The sequence below is a fragment of the Caulobacter sp. GSs2 genome, from assembly GCF_058680895.1.
This window is the reverse complement of the sequence record NZ_CM178725.1, coordinates 1743956-1758405: the sequence shown is the minus strand read 5'-3', so window position 1 is coordinate 1758405 and position 14450 is coordinate 1743956. Positions and strand designations below refer to the sequence as shown.

General features: G+C 67.5%; 19 protein-coding genes. 7 read left to right on the top strand and 12 right to left on the bottom strand.

Translation table 11 applies throughout. The annotated features are described in order from the left end of the window. Both ACW17Z_RS08525 and ACW17Z_RS08520 read right to left on the bottom strand, forming a co-directional pair. Entirely contained in the window at nt 1-1299 is a 1299-nt protein-coding gene (locus ACW17Z_RS08525) for a hypothetical protein (protein WP_492058345.1), read from the bottom strand. Between the two features lie 53 nt (nt 1300-1352). Then, nucleotides 1353-2420 carry a glycerophosphodiester phosphodiesterase gene (locus ACW17Z_RS08520; protein WP_492058344.1) on the bottom strand — a complete coding sequence of 356 codons (1068 nt, stop codon included), beginning with the start codon at nt 2418-2420 and terminating at the stop codon, nt 1353-1355. 175 nt (nt 2421-2595) lie between these two features. Between ACW17Z_RS08520 and ACW17Z_RS08515 the strand changes: the two genes are divergently transcribed. Next, nucleotides 2596-3285, top strand: a complete 690-nt coding sequence (locus tag ACW17Z_RS08515) for a hypothetical protein (RefSeq protein WP_492058343.1) — start codon at nt 2596-2598, stop codon at nt 3283-3285. Next, nucleotides 3285-3503 (top strand): helix-turn-helix domain-containing protein, encoded by a 219-nt coding sequence (locus ACW17Z_RS08510; protein ID WP_492058342.1) that lies wholly within the window; start codon nt 3285-3287, stop codon nt 3501-3503. The genes ACW17Z_RS08515 and ACW17Z_RS08510 overlap by 1 nt, the downstream gene beginning before the upstream one ends. Before the next feature lie 3 nt (nt 3504-3506). On the opposite strand, the gene ACW17Z_RS08505 is transcribed toward ACW17Z_RS08510, so the two are convergent. The 3 genes from ACW17Z_RS08505 to thiE all read right to left on the bottom strand — a co-directional run bounded on the left by ACW17Z_RS08505 (nt 3507) and on the right by thiE (nt 5806). Continuing rightward, complete coding sequence (locus ACW17Z_RS08505) at nt 3507-4301, bottom strand: inositol monophosphatase family protein (RefSeq protein WP_492058341.1); 795 nt, start codon at nt 4299-4301, stop codon at nt 3507-3509. Nucleotides 4302-4671: 370 nt separating this feature from the next. Then, nucleotides 4672-5082, bottom strand: a complete 411-nt coding sequence (locus tag ACW17Z_RS08500) for a hypothetical protein (RefSeq protein ID WP_419319882.1) — start codon at nt 5080-5082, stop codon at nt 4672-4674. A 70-nt stretch (nt 5083-5152) separates the two neighbouring features. After that, nucleotides 5153-5806 carry a thiamine phosphate synthase gene (gene thiE / locus ACW17Z_RS08495; protein WP_492058340.1) on the bottom strand — a complete coding sequence of 218 codons (654 nt, stop codon included), beginning with the start codon at nt 5804-5806 and terminating at the stop codon, nt 5153-5155. Between the two features lie 154 nt (nt 5807-5960). Here thiE and ACW17Z_RS08490 point away from each other — a divergent pair, with 154 nt between their 5' ends. Together ACW17Z_RS08490 and bfr are read left to right on the top strand one after the other, a co-directional pair. Then, nucleotides 5961-6146 (top strand): (2Fe-2S)-binding protein, encoded by a 186-nt coding sequence (locus ACW17Z_RS08490; protein WP_419253321.1) that lies wholly within the window; start codon nt 5961-5963, stop codon nt 6144-6146. A gap of 118 nt (nt 6147-6264) precedes the next feature. Then, nucleotides 6265-6747 carry a bacterioferritin gene (gene bfr / locus ACW17Z_RS08485; protein WP_419319887.1) on the top strand — a complete coding sequence of 161 codons (483 nt, stop codon included), beginning with the start codon at nt 6265-6267 and terminating at the stop codon, nt 6745-6747. A 4-nt stretch (nt 6748-6751) separates the two neighbouring features. Here the strand turns inward: bfr and ACW17Z_RS08480 are convergent, their stop codons facing one another. Then, on the bottom strand, nt 6752-8539 hold the full coding sequence (locus tag ACW17Z_RS08480; RefSeq protein WP_492058339.1) for a methyl-accepting chemotaxis protein: 1788 nt from the start codon (nt 8537-8539) through the stop codon (nt 6752-6754). A gap of 183 nt (nt 8540-8722) precedes the next feature. Here ACW17Z_RS08480 and ACW17Z_RS08475 point away from each other — a divergent pair, with 183 nt between their 5' ends. Continuing rightward, nucleotides 8723-9151, top strand: coding sequence for a hypothetical protein (locus ACW17Z_RS08475; protein WP_419319891.1), 429 nt, complete (start codon nt 8723-8725; stop codon nt 9149-9151). 14 nt (nt 9152-9165) lie between these two features. On the opposite strand, the gene ACW17Z_RS08470 is transcribed toward ACW17Z_RS08475, so the two are convergent. After that, a complete protein-coding gene (locus tag ACW17Z_RS08470; RefSeq protein WP_419319893.1) occupies nt 9166-9672 on the bottom strand; it encodes a GNAT family N-acetyltransferase in 507 nt (168 codons plus the stop codon). Nucleotides 9673-9806: 134 nt separating this feature from the next. Here ACW17Z_RS08470 and ACW17Z_RS08465 point away from each other — a divergent pair, with 134 nt between their 5' ends. Then, a complete protein-coding gene (locus ACW17Z_RS08465; protein ID WP_492058338.1) occupies nt 9807-10379 on the top strand; it encodes a tryptophan-rich sensory protein in 573 nt (190 codons plus the stop codon). Between the two features lie 187 nt (nt 10380-10566). After that, entirely contained in the window at nt 10567-11202 is a 636-nt protein-coding gene (locus ACW17Z_RS08460) for a DUF2799 domain-containing protein (protein WP_492058337.1), read from the top strand. A 17-nt stretch (nt 11203-11219) separates the two neighbouring features. Here ACW17Z_RS08460 and ACW17Z_RS08455 read toward each other — a convergent pair whose 3' ends face one another. The 5 genes from ACW17Z_RS08455 to bufB all read right to left on the bottom strand — a co-directional run bounded on the left by ACW17Z_RS08455 (nt 11220) and on the right by bufB (nt 14328). After that, the gene (locus tag ACW17Z_RS08455) at nt 11220-11651 is read right to left on the bottom strand and encodes a chemotaxis protein CheE (RefSeq protein WP_492058336.1); all 432 of its coding nucleotides are present in this window, start codon (nt 11649-11651) and stop codon (nt 11220-11222) included. Next, a complete protein-coding gene (locus tag ACW17Z_RS08450) occupies nt 11648-12166 on the bottom strand; it encodes a response regulator (RefSeq protein ID WP_419319899.1) in 519 nt (172 codons plus the stop codon). The genes ACW17Z_RS08455 and ACW17Z_RS08450 overlap by 4 nt, the downstream gene beginning before the upstream one ends. A 125-nt stretch (nt 12167-12291) precedes the next feature. Then, nucleotides 12292-12735, bottom strand: a complete 444-nt coding sequence (locus ACW17Z_RS08445; RefSeq protein WP_492058335.1) for a DoxX family protein — start codon at nt 12733-12735, stop codon at nt 12292-12294. Further along, a complete protein-coding gene (locus ACW17Z_RS08440) occupies nt 12732-13499 on the bottom strand; it encodes an HvfC/BufC family peptide modification chaperone (protein ID WP_492058334.1) in 768 nt (255 codons plus the stop codon). Before ACW17Z_RS08440 ends, ACW17Z_RS08445 begins: the two co-directional genes overlap by 4 nt. Next, nucleotides 13492-14328 (bottom strand): MNIO family bufferin maturase, encoded by an 837-nt coding sequence (gene bufB / locus ACW17Z_RS08435; RefSeq protein ID WP_492058333.1) that lies wholly within the window; start codon nt 14326-14328, stop codon nt 13492-13494. The genes ACW17Z_RS08440 and bufB overlap by 8 nt, the downstream gene beginning before the upstream one ends. Between the last annotated feature and the right edge of the window lie 122 nt (nt 14329-14450).

Sequence of the window (14450 nt, the reverse complement as noted above, 5' to 3'; positions counted from 1 at the left end):
CTACCTCGCCAGATCCGCCGGCGTCGTCGGCTCGCTGATCACGGCCTCCATCGCCTTCCAGCGCGCGTCCTGGCTCGGCCCCGCGCGCTCGACATGCGCCCGGACCATGTCCTGGCCGAGGTTGTAGTTGATCACGTAGGAGCGATAGGTCTCGATGAAGCTCAGGCGCTTTTCGGCGCGGGCCACCGAGCTGAGACCGTACTTGGCGAGCGCCGCGATGGCGGTGGGTTTATCCATGCGACCCGACAGATAGGCGTCGGCGATGGTGTTTTCGCTGCTGGCCAGATCGGCCTTGGCGGTCATCAGGGCGTCATAGGCGTCGGCGGTCGCGGGATCCAGGCCCGCCAGCGGATAGAGCTGCTCGCGCTCGAACTTGACCTTCTCGCGGCCGGGGAACGCCAGACTGATGCCGTAATTGGCCGAGCCCTCGGCGATCAGCGATTGGGGCGAGTACAGCGGGTAGACCGAGAACTCGACCCAGCCCTTGCCCTTGGTCAGCTTGTCTTCCAGCTGGGCGTTCAGCACATGGTGACCGGGATAGCCCTCGTGGCAGCCCAGATCGACGGCGCGGCTGATGGCGACGGGCAGGTCGGTGTTGATCTCGATCAGGCTGTGCGCCCCGCCCTTGTACCAGTTGTAGCCGCTCCATGGCTTGCCGGTGACGAAGGCCAGGTCGAACTTCTCACCCTTGGGCAGGGCGATGTGCGCCTCGGTGCGCGCCTTGCAGGCGGCGATGCCGGCCTTCATCACCGCGTCCAGCCTGTCGGCCGGGATCACGTACTGGCTCTGGAAGGCGTCGATGCGAGCGGCCAGGTCGCCCTCGCCGGGGACCAGACGGTCGACGCGGGCCAGGATCGGGTCATAGTCCGACAGCGGCTTCAGCGGCGGACGCACGCCGAACAGGCCCTGCGCCTCGTCCTGGAAGCTGAACTTTTGGCCCTCCAGCATGGCCAGGCGGGTTTCGGCCGCCTTCAGCTGGCCCAGCATGAACGCCTTGCGGCGGCGCTCGTCGGGGGTGAGGGCGGCGTCATCGACGGCCCGCGTCGCGGCGGTCAGGCGGAGGGCCTCGGCCTTTAGGGCCGGCACGGCGCGCGGATGGGCCTTGGCGGCGTCGGCCCAGGCCTTGGGGCCGTAATAGGCGTCGACATAGCCGGGCTCGCGCTCGCCGGCCTCCAGCGTCAGGGCCACGAAATCCCTGGCGATGACGTCCAGCTTTGGACCGCCAACAGAGGCGGCGAGGGCGGGCGCCGAAGCGCCCAGCAGCAAGGCGGCGGCAAGGACGGCCAGACGGGTGTTCATGAGAGGCCTCAACGCGACAAGGCGCTCAGGCTGCACCCGCGAGCGTCAGAGGGTCAAGCGCGCGCGGCGACCGCCAGGCCCGGGAAGTCGCTGAACACGCCGTCCACGCCGGCCGCATAGAGGGCCTTGAGCAGCGGCTCGACCTCGCCGTGCTGGGCCATGTAGTCGGGCCGCGCGGCGTCGCCGCGGCGCAGGGCCGGCGGCAGGAAGTAGTTCTCGGCCCGCACGGTCCACGGGTGCACCTGCAGGCCGGCGGCGTGGGCGTCCTTCACCAGCGATGTGGCCGGCAGCAGGGTCGCGGCGCGCGGGATCACCAGCGACTGGTGCGGCCCCAGGCCGTCGGCATAGGCGGCGACGCCCTTCAGGCCCTCGGCGGTCAGCAGATCGGCATATTTGACGCCCGTCAGGTCAGGCGGACCGCCCTCGGCGTCAGCCAGCAGCACCAGCTTGGCCCGGGTCTGGGGGCGCAGGGTCTTCAGGGGGGTGACCTCGAAACACTGCACGAACACCGGAGCGTCGGCCGAGTTCAGGTCATTGCGCTTCAGGGCGTCCAGCATCCGACCTTCGACCGGCAGGCCGATCGAGGCGAAATAGCTGGGGTGCTTCATCTCGGGATAGACGCCGATGACGCGGCCGGTGCGCTTGCTGGCGGCCCGGGCGATGGCGACCACCTCGTCGAAGGTCAGGATCAGGGCCTGGCCGTCAAAGGCGGCGCTGGCCGGGCGCAGTTGCGGCAGGCGTTCGCGGGCCCGCAGGGTCTTGAGCTCGGCCAGGGTGAAGTCTTCGGTGAACCAGCCGGTGATGCTCTCGCCGTCGATCGTCTTGGTCGCCTTGCGGGCGGCGAATTCGGGACGGGCGGCGATGTCGGTCGTGCCGCCGATCTCGTTCTCGTGGCGGGCCACCAGATGGCCGTCCTTGGTGGGGACCAGATCGGGCTCGATGAAGTCGCAGCCCTGCTCGATCCCCAGCTCATAGGCCAGGGCCGTGTGTTCTGGCCGCAGGCCCGAGGCGCCCCGGTGGGCGATGACGAGGGGCTTCTTGCCCTGGGCGCGGGCGAGGCCGGGCAGGAAGGTGCCGGCGAGGGCGGCGGTGGTCAGGGCGCGACGGGTCAGCAGGGTCATGGCGGCGATTTAGCGCGCGGATGTGACGGTTTGGCTAGGGTAGCCATGACGATAGTCCTTCGCTTCGCCGTCCGCCCAAGCTGAACGGGGGGTCTTCATTTTTCTACAGATCGGTTGCTTGACAGCAAACAATTATTGTTTGACGATAATTTTGCAATCCAGAGTGGGGAGGATCGTGGTGGTAAGCCTTTTAGCGGGTGCGTGGGGCGAACGAGGGCTGCGGGGTTTGAGCGCGTTAATGGCGGCGTTCTGTGGTTTCGCGACCTTGCTGACCGCTTTGATTATGATCGGCCTGTTCGCCAGCACCGCGATCGGCGCCTCTGCGGGCAAGCCTTTGAACTGGAGCCTTTCGTCCCACGGCGTCTCGACCCAGGGGAATTTTGAGGTCGGCGCGACCACCACCTGCCCGACCTTGCCGAGCGGGGTCTGCAATGAGGCCACTAGCAGCCCGCGCGTGGAGATTTTCGCGCCGTTGATCGCTGGCATGGGCGGAGCGCTGCTCCCGCTGGCGGCCCTGGTCTATGGGCTGTCCCAGGCGTGTCTGTGCTTTCTGGGCATGGCCAGGGGCCATTTCCTGCATCCTAGAACCGCCGCGCGGCTGACCCGGTTCGCGGTCGGAGGATTGGTCTTCGTGCTGGGTACGCCCTTTTCGGGAGTGATTGGCCGCTTTTTCGCGGGTCAGACTCACCGGATCATTGACCTGATAACCGGCGAAAAGTCCTTAGCGTTCTTCAGCAGCTTTGGAACGACCTATTCCGGTGTCACTGCCCTGCTGACCGCCATCTACGCCGTCACCCTGACGGTGATCGCGGTGGTTCTGGTCAAGGCCTCGACCATCGCCGACGACCACGCCCAGATCGTCTGATGCCGATCCTGGTGAAGCTCGGAGTCATGATGGCCGAGCGCAACGTGAAGTCGAAGGACCTGGCGGCCTATGTCGGCATCACCGAGGCCAACCTTTCGCTGCTCAAACAGGGCAAGGTTAAGGGCGTGCGCTTCGAGACCTTGGAAAAGATCTGCGAATTCCTCGACTGCGAGCCGGGCGATATCTTGCGTATCGACCGGCGTCACGATGAAGGTTGAAGCCTAGGCCAGACGCAGCTTTTCCAGCACCAGCGGGTGCAGTTCCTGGTTACAGGCCAGGATCGAGGCCCCTTCGGCCGGGTTGCCGTGCTCCTCGATGGTCGTGACCTTGCCGCCGGCTTCGGCGACCATCAGCACGCCGGCCGAGACGTCCCAGGCGCCCAGATTACGCTCCCAATAGCCGTCGAAACGGCCGGCCGCGACCCAGGCCAGGTCCAGCGAGGCGGCGCCGAAGCGGCGGACGCCGGCGACCTTCTGGCTGATCTGGTGCAGTTCCTTCAGGAACTGGGCATGGCCGGGCTTGCCCAGGAAGGGCACGCCGGTGGCCAGCACGGCCTCGTCCAGATGGCGGCGGGCGGCGACGCGCAGGCGCTTTTCGGCGCCCAGGAAGGCACCCTTGCCCTTTTCGACCCAGAACAGGTCGTGGGTGATGGGGTTGTAGGTGACGCCGGCCACCACCTCGCCCTCGCGCTGCAGGGCGATATTGACCGCGAAGTGCGGGATGGCGTGCAGGAAGTTGGTGGTGCCGTCCAGCGGGTCGACGATCCAGGTGTGGGTCTTGTCGGTGCCCTCGATCAGGCCGCGCTCTTCACCCAGGAAGCTGTAGCCGGGGCGGGCCTTTTCCAGCAGTTCGAAGATGGTCTGCTCGGCCTTGAGGTCGGCATTGGTGACGAAGTCGGCCGCGCCCTTCTTGGAAACCTGCAGCTCGGCGACTTCACCGAAATCGCGAGCCAGGCCACGCGCCGCTTTGCGGGCAGCGTCGATCATCACGTTCAGAAGGGCGGAGGGAGTGGCCAAGGCGGGTTTTCCTCATAGGTCCCCCTGCGCAGCGTCCCCCCTCTTTGTTGAAAAGGGAGCAGACGGCGGGGGATATGCGAGCGGCGGTTAGAAAGATCGGGAAATTGGGCGCGGAACCTAGTCGCGGACGCGCGCGAAAGCAAGGCGGGGCGAATGCTCCCCGCTGGGCAGGGCCTGTTGCCCATCAAGGTCGCCGCGAAAAAAGCTGTCATCCCGGACAACCCCGGCGAAAGCCGGGGGCAGATCCGGGACCGCCGGAAGCGCAGAGCTCAGGCGTCGGTCCCGGATCTTCGCGCTGCGCGCTCGTCCGGGATGACAACCGCTTGTGATGATATGCGCAGCTCCCCTTGAGGGGGAGCATCTGCCCGGCCTAGGGCAGATCGACCTTGGGCAGGCTGTCGCGGGCTTCGCAGGCCAGCTTGCCGGCGCTGCCGGCAGCGGCCTTGGCGTCGTCGATCTTTTCGCCGTTCCGCCAGCCCTTGGTCAGGCCCATGTCCCCGACGAAATCCATGCCCAGGTCGATCCACTTGTCGGCCGCGCAGTCCAGGGCGAACATGATGATCGGCCCCTTGCCGGCCGGCCAGTTCCTGTAGGGACCGTTGGGCTTGCCCTCGGCGATGCGGACCAGGACCATGCCGGACTTGGCGTCCACCCGCATAAAGTCCTCGTCATAGAAGGTCTTGGCCTCGCCGGGCGAGGGCTTCCAGTTTTCGGCCAGGGCGTAGGTCGCCACTGACAGAGCCGCCAGGCTCACCACGCACAATACGAGTCGCTTGTTCATCGCGTTCCCCCCCGGAACCTATGGTTAACGGAGAGGCTAGGCCTGTCTGGTCGGCCCCGCAATAACGTCGTTAGACGAGGTTGCGCGCCGCCAGACCTGCGGCGATCGCGGCGTTCAGCGCAGCGACGGCGGCGGTCGGCCCCTGGGGATGGGCCCAGACCCCGGCCGAGACGGCCAGGAAGTCTGCGCCCGCCGTGGCCAGGCCGGCGGCGTTGTCGGCGGTGATGCCGCCGATGGCCACCGAGGGGGTCTCCATCACCTCCTGCCAGATCGACAGGATTTCCGGATCGGCGGTGGTCGGGGCGTCCTTGGTCGTGGTCGGGAAGAAGGCTCCGAAGGCCACATAGTCGGCCCCGGCCTCGGCGGCCTCCATGGCCAGGTGACGGCTGTCATGGCAGGTGACCCCGACCATGCGGTCCTTGCCCATCAGCTTGCGGGCGGCGGCGTAGGGGGTGTCGCCCTGACCCACATGCACGCCGTCGCAGTCGAGGCTGGCCGCCAGGTCGGGCCGGTCATTGAGGATCACCGCCACGCCCTGGGCGCGGGCGATCGGCGCGATGGCCGCCACGGCCTGCGCGATCGCGGCGTCGGAGACGTCCTTCAGCCGGATCTGCAGCGCGGCCACGTCGCCGCCGTCCAGGGCCTTCTTCAGCTCAAGGCCGAAGGCGTCCAGGTCGCTCAGGGCCGGCGGGGTGATCAGATAGAGGCGGCAATCGAGGGTCATGACGCGGGAATTACGCCAATTCGCGCCAGCGCCCAAGTCGTCAGCCTAAAGGGTCACGACCTCGCCCGCTGCGAACCATAGTGAGAGTCAGTTGCAAAAGGCCTCGGTCTTCGCTACATGAGAATGACACTCATTCGGCAAGGGCGTTGCTTCCGTGTACGTTTGCAACTGTAACGGCATCCGCGAGCGCGAAGTGCGCGCCGCCATCGACGCGGGCGCCAGCCGTCCGGCCGAGATCTTTCGCCACAAGGGCTGTCAGGCCCAGTGCGCCAAGTGCGTGTGCGAGATGCGCCAGATGATCGAAGACAGCCGTCAGGCCCTGGCCTACGCCGCCGAATAGGTTTGGCCCGCCGCGCCACGATTTCCGTGAAAGCGCGAAACACTTGCAGACATAGCGGTTGAAGCCCGCCGCGCCTTGCCGCACGGTCGCCGCGACTCGCACTTCAAGGAGACCCGCCATGCAAGGCGATCCCGGAATTATCCGCCTGCTCAACGCGGTGCTCACCAACGAGCTGACCGCCGTGAACCAGTATTTCCTGCACGCGCGGATGTACGACAACTGGGGCTTCAAGCGCCTGGGCAAGATCACCTATGACGAGTCGATCGGCGAGATGAAGCACGCCGACAAGCTGATCAATCGCATCCTGTTCCTGGAAGGCCTGCCCAACCTGCAGGACCTGCACAAGCTGAAGATCGGCGAGACCGTGCCCGAGTGCCTGGCCTCGGACCTGGCCGTCGAGGTCGGCGGCCGCGAGACCCTGATCCCTGGCATCATCCAGTGCGAACAGGTCCGCGACTATGTCAGCCGCGAGCTGCTGCGCGAGATCCTCAGCGACACCGAGGAGCACATCGACTTCCTCGAAATGCAGCTGGGCCTGGTCAAGTCGATCGGCGAGCAGAACTATCTGCAGAGCGCCATGGGCGAACTGCCGGCCGGCTGACCTGTCAGGCGGCGCGCCTGGTGCGCGTCGCCGGCTCCAGGTTGAACTGGCCGACCAGTTCGGCCAGGCGTCCCGACTCTGTGCGTAGCGAATGCGCCGCCGCCGTCGTCTGCTCGACCATGGCGGCGTTCTGCTGGGTCATCTGATCCATCTGGTTGATGGCCACATTGACCTCGTTCAGGCCGGTCGACTGTTCCTGTGACGAGGCCGAGATCTCGGTCACCAGGGCGGCGATCTGGCCCACCCGCTCCAGGATGTCGCCCAAGGCATTGCCGGTCTGACCGACCAGGCCGACGCCTTCGCTGACCTTGGTCGAGGCCGTGCCGATCAGCACCTTGATTTCTCTGGCGGCCTCGGCCGAGCGCTGGGCAAGAGACCGCACTTCCTGGGCCACGACCGCGAAGCCGCGACCGGCTTCACCGGCCCGCGCCGCCTCGACCCCGGCGTTCAGCGCCAGCAGATTGGTCTGGAAGGCGATCTCGTCGATGACGCCGATGATCTGGCTGATCTGGTTGGACGAGGTCTGGATTTCGCCGACGGCGCGGACAGCGGCGCCGACGGCCTGTTCGGTGGCCTGGGCCTGGCGACGGGTGTCAGCGACGATCAGGTCGGCCTTGCGGGCGCCGTCGGCGGTCTGGCGCACGGTCGAGGTGATCTGGTCCAGAGCGGCGGCGGTTTCTTCCAGGCTGGCGGCCTGCTGCTCGGTGCGGCGCGACAGGTCATCGGCGGCCTGGGCAATCTCGGCTGCGCCCGATCCCACACCGCTGGAGGACTGGCGGATCTGACTCAGCGTCTGGGTCAGCTTCTCGGCGGCGGCGTTGAAGTCGCCGCGCAGGCGCTCATATTCCGGCGCGAAGGCCGTTTCCAGTCGGTAGGCGACGTCGCCCGCCGAGAGATGGTCCAGGCCCTGGGCCAGGCTGTGCATGGCGCTGTCGCGCCTCTGCTCGGCGGCGATGCGCTGATCCTCATTGGAGCGGCGGTCGCTCTCGGCGGTCCGGCGTTCCTCATCCTGCTCCTGGCGCAGCGCCCGGCGTTCCAGAACGTTCTCGCGGAACACCGCCACGGACTTGGCCATGTCGCCCAGCTCGTCGTGACGGCCGGCGAAGGGCACGGCGCGTTCGTAGTCGCCCGCCGCCAACTGGCCCATATACTGGGTGATGGCCTGCACCGGACGCACCACGCCGCGGCTCATGGCCCAGACGCCGCCGACGATGACCATACCCAACAGCACGCAGAGCGCGCCCATCAGGCTCAGTTGCTGAACCTGCTTGGCCTGGGCTTCGGCCTCGATGCGGGCGTTGTCGGCGGCGATCAGGGGAACGATCTGTTCGACGGCCGTGCGATGGGCGTCGAAGGCCTTGGTCATTTGCGCTTCCTGGGCCGTAGCGGTCGCGGTGTCGCCGGCCGCCATGGCCTTGAACATGGCGTCCGCCGACGTCCAGACAATCTGGGCCTGCTGGTCGGACTCGCCCAACAGCACGGACTTTACCTGCGGATCGAAATCGACGGCGCGCCAGAGGGCCAGGCGCGTGTCGTATTCGGCGCGATGCTTGACCAGTTCGTCAGTCGCATATTTCAGATCGGCCGAGCTGCCGGCGGCAAAGGCCAGTTTGGCGTCAAGATAGACGTCGATCACGTATAGCGGCGGGGGCAGGATGTCGGCGGTCAGGTCCTTGCCCGCCACGATCTTGTCGTACAGAGGGCCGCCCACGCGCACCGTCTCGACGGCGAACCAGGAAACGGCCGCCAGAACCAGGAGGCCGCCGGCAAGGCTCGCGCCAAACAGGTTCATTGCCCCAGACAATCGCAAACGCATTTCTTTGAGCCCCAATAGTTGCGGGTTAACGTGACACCGGCCCTATAAACAGCACCTTAAAACCTGAAATTAGATGCTCAAATTGAGTAGGTTTCTTGGATTGATGCTTAATGAAAATTGCTCCATCGCCTGATGATGAAACGTAAAAAGACGCCGTTCGTGAACCGTCACCATCTGAGCCTGGGCGCGGACTATGCCCTGCGGATGATCCGGGTTTTTACCGATCTTTTCGACGGCGACATGGACCGGGCCCTGGTGTTCATCGCCGCCGCCCAGGCCGGCACCGAGCACCTGCGCGAGCAGGCCGATTATGTCGAACTGATCTCGGGAGAGTTCTTCCCCGACGAGATGCGCCGGCCGGTGAGCGTCTCGGCCCTGGCCCGGTCGCTGGGCATCCCCGTGGAGACCACCCGGCGCCATGTGGTCAAGCTGGCCAGCACGGGGTTTGCGCAGCGCACCGCGTCGGGCGGGGTGATTGTCACCTCGGAGATTCTGGCCCGCGAGGAGATCCGCCAGGCGGGACTGCTCAATCTGGGCGCCATGGAGGCCCTGATCGACGGCCTGACGCGCACGCCGGCCAACCGCTGATCAGGGACCGCCAATCAAACGGGGCGCCGCATGAAGGTCCGCGCGTCCTCGTCCAGCCCGCGCTCCAGATGCGCCCGGCGGATTTCCAGCAGGCCGGGCGTCAGGGCGACGTCGGCGATATCGATGAAGCCCAGCCGGCGATACCAGGGCGCGTTCCAGGGCACCTCGCGGAAGGTCGACAGGGTCAGGGCGCTTAGCCCGCGCGTCCGGGCCGTATCGGCGGCGGCGTCCAGCAGCCGCGCGCCGATCCTCTGGCCGGCGAAGGCGGGCAGGACGTCGATCTGCTCGATATAGAGCCCGTCCTCGACCGGCCGGAACATCACGAAGGCGATGGGCGCATCCGCGTCGATGGCGACCAGCAGGCCCCCCGCAGCGATGCGCGCCGCCAGGACCTCGGGCGACGACGGCTCGTCGGCGGCCAGGGCGTCCATCAGGCCGATGAACCGCTGGGCCGAGGCCCGCTCGATGGCGCGCACGGTTTCAATGTCTTCGGGGCGGGCGTCGCGCAGCGTCGGCGTCATGGTTCCTGCTCATCCTGGCGACCTCGGCGCTGGCGCCGGGCCCAAAACGCACCCATCATAAGGTTGTTGAGGCCAGGGCGGGAACCAAGCCTGTCCTGATCGGTTAGACAGCCTGTTTAGCGAGGAGTCCGGGCATGAGCATCCTGAACGGCAGACAGCACCGGGCGCACGCCCGCGCGGGCCGCGAGGCCTTTGAGGTCGAGGCCCGCGAGGAAAATCATCCCGCCGCCCAGATCGCGCTGGGAGCCCTGCTGGCCGGCGGCGCCATCCTGGCGGCCCTGGCCATGGGCCGGCGGCACGAGGCGGTGCTGGACGACGCGATGTACGCGGTCGAGTTCGCCGAGATGCACGAGCCGGTCGCCCATCAGCCCAAGCCGCTGACCAGCCTGCTCCTGCCGCCGCTGTTCATCGCCATGACCCTGTCGGGCCTGCGCACCTGGAACGCGCCGGCCAGTCCGGCGCGCACGCGGGCCCTGACCCTGTGGAGCCTGACCCAGGGCTTCAACGCCCTGTGGCTGGGTTTGGGCGCCAAGCGCCTGGGCGGGCAGGTTACGGCGGCGACCGCGTCGCTGGCGGCCTCCACCGCTTACGCGATCGAGGCCCGCAAGGTCGGCGGCGGTACGGCGCCTGATCTGGGCTGGCTGGGCGTCGCCAACGCCCTGACCGCCCAGCTGTGGCGGCGGCCGCAGGGGCCGACCCTGCACTAGGGTTATTTCCGATAAGTATTGGGCGGTTATCGGACGGAAAAGTGCTCTAAATTTCAGATTTCTGGGCCGCCTTTACCTCGACGAGACCATCGGGGCGAATGCGGTCCCAAGCGGGCGGGGCCCGGTTCATTGACCATTCATGTGGTGAAGCTTTATCTCCGGGACACCGACTTGGGGAGTTTCTGACATGCGTCCGTTCTTGTTGTTTCCGCTCCTGGCGGGTGGCCTGCTTCTGGCCAGTTGCGCGACGATCAGCGAGGAGGCCTGCCTGCAGGGCGACTGGGCCGGCATCGGCTTCAAGGACGGCGAGGCTGGCCATCCGCAAAGCCGGCTGGACGAGCACGCCAAGGCCTGCGCCAAGACCGGCGTTGCGCCTGATCCCGCGCCCTATTTCGCCGCTCGCGCCCAGGGCCTGAGACTGTATTGCACGCCGGATCGCGGCTTTCGCGAGGGCCGCCTGGGCCATAGCTATGCCGGGGTCTGTCCCGAACCCGCCGCAGGCCGCTTCCTGCCGGCCTATGCCGACGGCCAGCTGGTTCATGCAGCGGCCGCGCGACTGAGCCAGGCGCGGTCCGACCGCGAAAGCGCCGACCGGCGCGCCGAAAAGCGCGATCGCGAAGCGCGCGGCGTCGAGGACGAACTGCGCAATCCCGCGCTCAACGACGAGCAGAAACGTGAACTTCGCGACCGGCTGAACCGCCTTCGCAGCGAGCGCCGCGCCGCCATCGAGGACGGCCGCCGCGCCGACTGGGCCATGCGTGACGCCGAGCGCGAAGTCAGCAACCTGGAATACCAGTTCAGGCCAATCTACGGCGGCTGGTGACGGGTCCGGCGCCGAGCCTAGCGTGAGGCCCGCCGGGCCTCACGCGCCGCGATCTGGTCCAGTCCCTTGAGGAGTTCGGCCGCGCCCTGGCCATCGGGCTGGACTCGGATGACCCGCAGAGCGGTGATGTGCAGGCCGATCAGGTCGTGATCGGCGCCGCCGCGCTCGTTCAGGGTGCGCACGATGTCGCCCAGTCGCTTGGCGACCCGGCACAGGGCGTGCAGCTGGAACATGCCCGCCAGACTCCCGATGCTGTCGGAGAGCCGGGCCAGGGCTTCAGCTGAGGCCCGGCTTCCAGCGTCGGCCAGTTCGCCGAGCGCCTGATCTATCAGTTGAAGCGCGGCTTGCCGGTGGGACTCCAGGCTGGCGTCCGCCTGGGCCAGGGCCTCGTCGACGGCCAGTCCGTCCGGGAGGTCCATGAAGCGGGTGAGGCGGCTGGGCTGGCTCATTGCAGAAGCGCCAGGGCGGCCTGACGCAGCGGGTCGATGGTCTCGGCCTGAACGCCGGCATTGCCGGGATTTTCACCGCTGCGGGTGCGCGGCGCCAGCGGTGCGGCGCTCCACAGGATCCGGTCCAGCAGGGTCGACGACGAGAAGGGCTTGGCCACGACATAGTCGGCCCCCACGGCCCGGGCTTCCTGGATCAGCTCCCGGGGCGTGTGTCCGGTCACGACGATGACCACCAGGGGCGGGTCAGTGGGCTGTTGTCGCTGGCGCATGCCGCGGATGAGGGCCAGGCCTTCGTCAGCTCTCGGAAAGGGATCCACCAGGATCAGGTCGACCTCTACGTCCTGGCTGAAGGCGTGGCTTTCCCCCAGGCTCTGGCATCGGTGAAGCTTTCGGAAGCCGAAGCCGGAAAGCATCAGGGCGGTAAGGTCCATGAAGCCGGCGTTTTCATCCACGATCAGGACGCTGGCCTCGCTGAAGTTGAAGGTCAGCTCCGCGCTTGCTGTTGGATCCGCCATGTCGCCGCTCCAGTTCGCCCAACCGTGTTACGTGACGATGAGGCGCGGCGAATAAAACAAGCTTAACGGGAATTAGCTACATCAATAATACTCTGGGGCGTATTGTCGCATGGCCGTTGCAGCGTTCAGCCGATGCGCAAAAGGCGATCCAGACTGAACCGGCCGCCGCCCTTGGCCAGGATCAGCAGCAACAGGCCCGCCCAGGACAGGTGCGTGCTCCAGGCGTCGGGATAGACGAAGATCTCGATGACCAGGGTCATGCCCAGAAACGCGAGCGCGGACAGCCTCGTGAAGAGGCCCAGCACCAGCAGGATCGAGAACAGGTGCTCGCTGTAGGTCGCCAGATGCGCGGCGATGTCGGACGGGATCAGCGGCAGGGCGTATTCGTCCGAGAACAGCGAATATGTGCTGTCGGTGATGTGCAGCACGCCGTCGACCTTGGTGCGGCCTGACAGCCAGAACACGCTGGCCACGCCCAGGCGGGCGACCAGGCTCAGGACGTCGTCGGGCAACAGCCTGCGGGCGATCTGCGCCAGGGTGTCGAGGGGTTTGAGGATGGCGGTGATCATGGCTGGGCTCCGGAAATGAGGTCGCCAAACACGCCGTCGGCGATCAGGGCGGCAAACAGGGCCTGCAGGTTCGCGTCGGGATCGGCCTGCGCCGCCTGGCCCATGGCCTCGGCGAGGGAGCCGCCGGTCCGGCAGGCGGCGAGGAAGGCGCAGTCGGCGGGACCCACCACGCGGTAGGCCACGGCAGCGCCCGATCGACTCACCAGCAGGCCCTGGGCGGCTTCGGACAGTTCCAGGTCGTCGCGGCCCTCGCGGGCGCCGGCCCAGAGGCTGGGCAGGCCGGCCTCGAACAGTGCGAACCTCGCTGACGGGTGCAGCGCAACCCGCGCCGCGCCCAGCACCTGGGGCGACAGGGCGGCGAAGGCGTCTGCGCCCAGAGACGGCGCCTCGGCCGCGAACAGGGCCTCGGTCCACAGGCGGTCCAGATGGGCGACGCCGGCCAGATAGGGCAGGTCCCGGGCCGGCGGGAAGCGGTCCAGCCAGCCAGGAAAGGCCTCGCCATAGTCCAGCAAGGCGGCGCTGGCCGGCGGCGCCTCGCGGGCGAACAGGGCGGCGGCGGCGCGGAACCAGTCGTCTCCGACTAGGCCCACGACCGTCGGGAAATTGGCGGCCAGAGCATCGACGCAGCCCTTGGCGATGGTGTTGCGATAGACCGACAGACCCGTCTCGCCGGCCTCGCCTTCGGCCAGCCAGGGCGACAGGGCCGAGGGCGCGCCGCCCAGGGCCGCGACGAAGGCGTCCTGAAAGTCCAGCAGGTCAGACATGGGCGGGCTCCCGCCGCGCACGGTCCAGGGCCAGCTGGGCCCGGTCGCGCTCGGCCATCAGCACGGCAAAGGCGGGCACGTCGTCGTCGCGTTCGATCAGGGTGGGGCGCGGACCGATGCGGTCGATCAGATGGCGATACAGCGTCCACACGCCTTCGGCGATCGGCGCGCCATGGGTGTCGATCAGCAGGCCCGAGCCGCCCTCGTCCGGGCCATGGCCGGCCAGATGGATTTCGCCGATGGCGGCGGCGGGCAGGGCGTCGAGATAGGCCTGTGCGCTGTAGCCCAGGTTATGGGCGCTGACGAAGACGTTGTTGACGTCGACCAGCAGGCCGCAGCCGGTCGTCTCGACCAGGGCGTTCAGGAAGTCTGTCTCGTCGAGGTCGTGACCGGTGAGCGACAGATAGAGCGAGGGGTTCTCGACCAGCACCTGGCGGCCCAGGGCGTCCTGCATGCGGGCGATATTGCCGGCGATGCGGGCCAGGGCCGCGCGGGTGCGGGGAAAGGGCAGCAGGTCGGGCTGGTGGACGCCGCGATGGGTCGACCAGGCCAGATGCTCGGAGACCACGAACGGCTCGAAGCGGTCGACCAGGGTCTTGAGGGTGGCCAGATGCTCGGGATCCGGATCGGCGTCGGCGGCCAGGGACAGGCCAACGCCGTGCAGCGACAACGGGTGATGCTGGCGGATCGCCGACAGGGCCGACAGGCGAGGTCCGCCGGCCGACATGTAGTTCTCGGGATGAACCTCGAACCACAGGCCCGGCGCCGTCGCGGCCAGGGCGTCGTCATAGTGCTGGGGTTTCAGGCCGAGGCCGGCGGTCGGGGTCATGTGGAGTCTCGTCATGGCGATGGATTACTCGCCCCCTCCTGACCGCTTCGCGGTCGTCCTCCCCCGTAGGGGGAAGACGCCCTCATCTTCCCCCTACGGGGGAGGAGCGCGTCAGCGCGGAG

Bases quoted from the DNA above. Each gene is read 5' to 3' on its own strand.
- ACW17Z_RS08480 (WP_492058339.1), bottom strand. From the start codon at position 8,539: ATGAACCTGTTTGGCGCGAGCCTTGCCGGCGGCCTCCTGGTTCTGGCG.
- ACW17Z_RS08470 (WP_419319893.1), bottom strand. From the start codon at position 9,672: ATGACGCCGACGCTGCGCGACGCCCGCCCCGAAGACATTGAAACCGTG.
- ACW17Z_RS08445 (WP_492058335.1), bottom strand. From the start codon at position 12,735: ATGATCACCGCCATCCTCAAACCCCTCGACACCCTGGCGCAGATCGCC.
- ACW17Z_RS08450 (WP_419319899.1), bottom strand. From the start codon at position 12,166: ATGGCGGATCCAACAGCAAGCGCGGAGCTGACCTTCAACTTCAGCGAG.
- ACW17Z_RS08525 (WP_492058345.1), bottom strand. From the start codon at position 1,299: ATGAACACCCGTCTGGCCGTCCTTGCCGCCGCCTTGCTGCTGGGCGCT.
- ACW17Z_RS08440 (WP_492058334.1), bottom strand. From the start codon at position 13,499: ATGTCTGACCTGCTGGACTTTCAGGACGCCTTCGTCGCGGCCCTGGGC.
- ACW17Z_RS08455 (WP_492058336.1), bottom strand. From the start codon at position 11,651: ATGAGCCAGCCCAGCCGCCTCACCCGCTTCATGGACCTCCCGGACGGA.
- thiE (WP_492058340.1), bottom strand. From the start codon at position 5,806: ATGACCCTCGATTGCCGCCTCTATCTGATCACCCCGCCGGCCCTGAGC.
- ACW17Z_RS08465 (WP_492058338.1), top strand. From the start codon at position 9,807: ATGAGCATCCTGAACGGCAGACAGCACCGGGCGCACGCCCGCGCGGGC.
- ACW17Z_RS08500 (WP_419319882.1), bottom strand. From the start codon at position 5,082: ATGAACAAGCGACTCGTATTGTGCGTGGTGAGCCTGGCGGCTCTGTCA.
- ACW17Z_RS08520 (WP_492058344.1), bottom strand. From the start codon at position 2,420: ATGACCCTGCTGACCCGTCGCGCCCTGACCACCGCCGCCCTCGCCGGC.
- bfr (WP_419319887.1), top strand. From the start codon at position 6,265: ATGCAAGGCGATCCCGGAATTATCCGCCTGCTCAACGCGGTGCTCACC.
- ACW17Z_RS08460 (WP_492058337.1), top strand. From the start codon at position 10,567: ATGCGTCCGTTCTTGTTGTTTCCGCTCCTGGCGGGTGGCCTGCTTCTG.
- ACW17Z_RS08510 (WP_492058342.1), top strand. From the start codon at position 3,285: ATGCCGATCCTGGTGAAGCTCGGAGTCATGATGGCCGAGCGCAACGTG.
- bufB (WP_492058333.1), bottom strand. From the start codon at position 14,328: ATGACCCCGACCGCCGGCCTCGGCCTGAAACCCCAGCACTATGACGAC.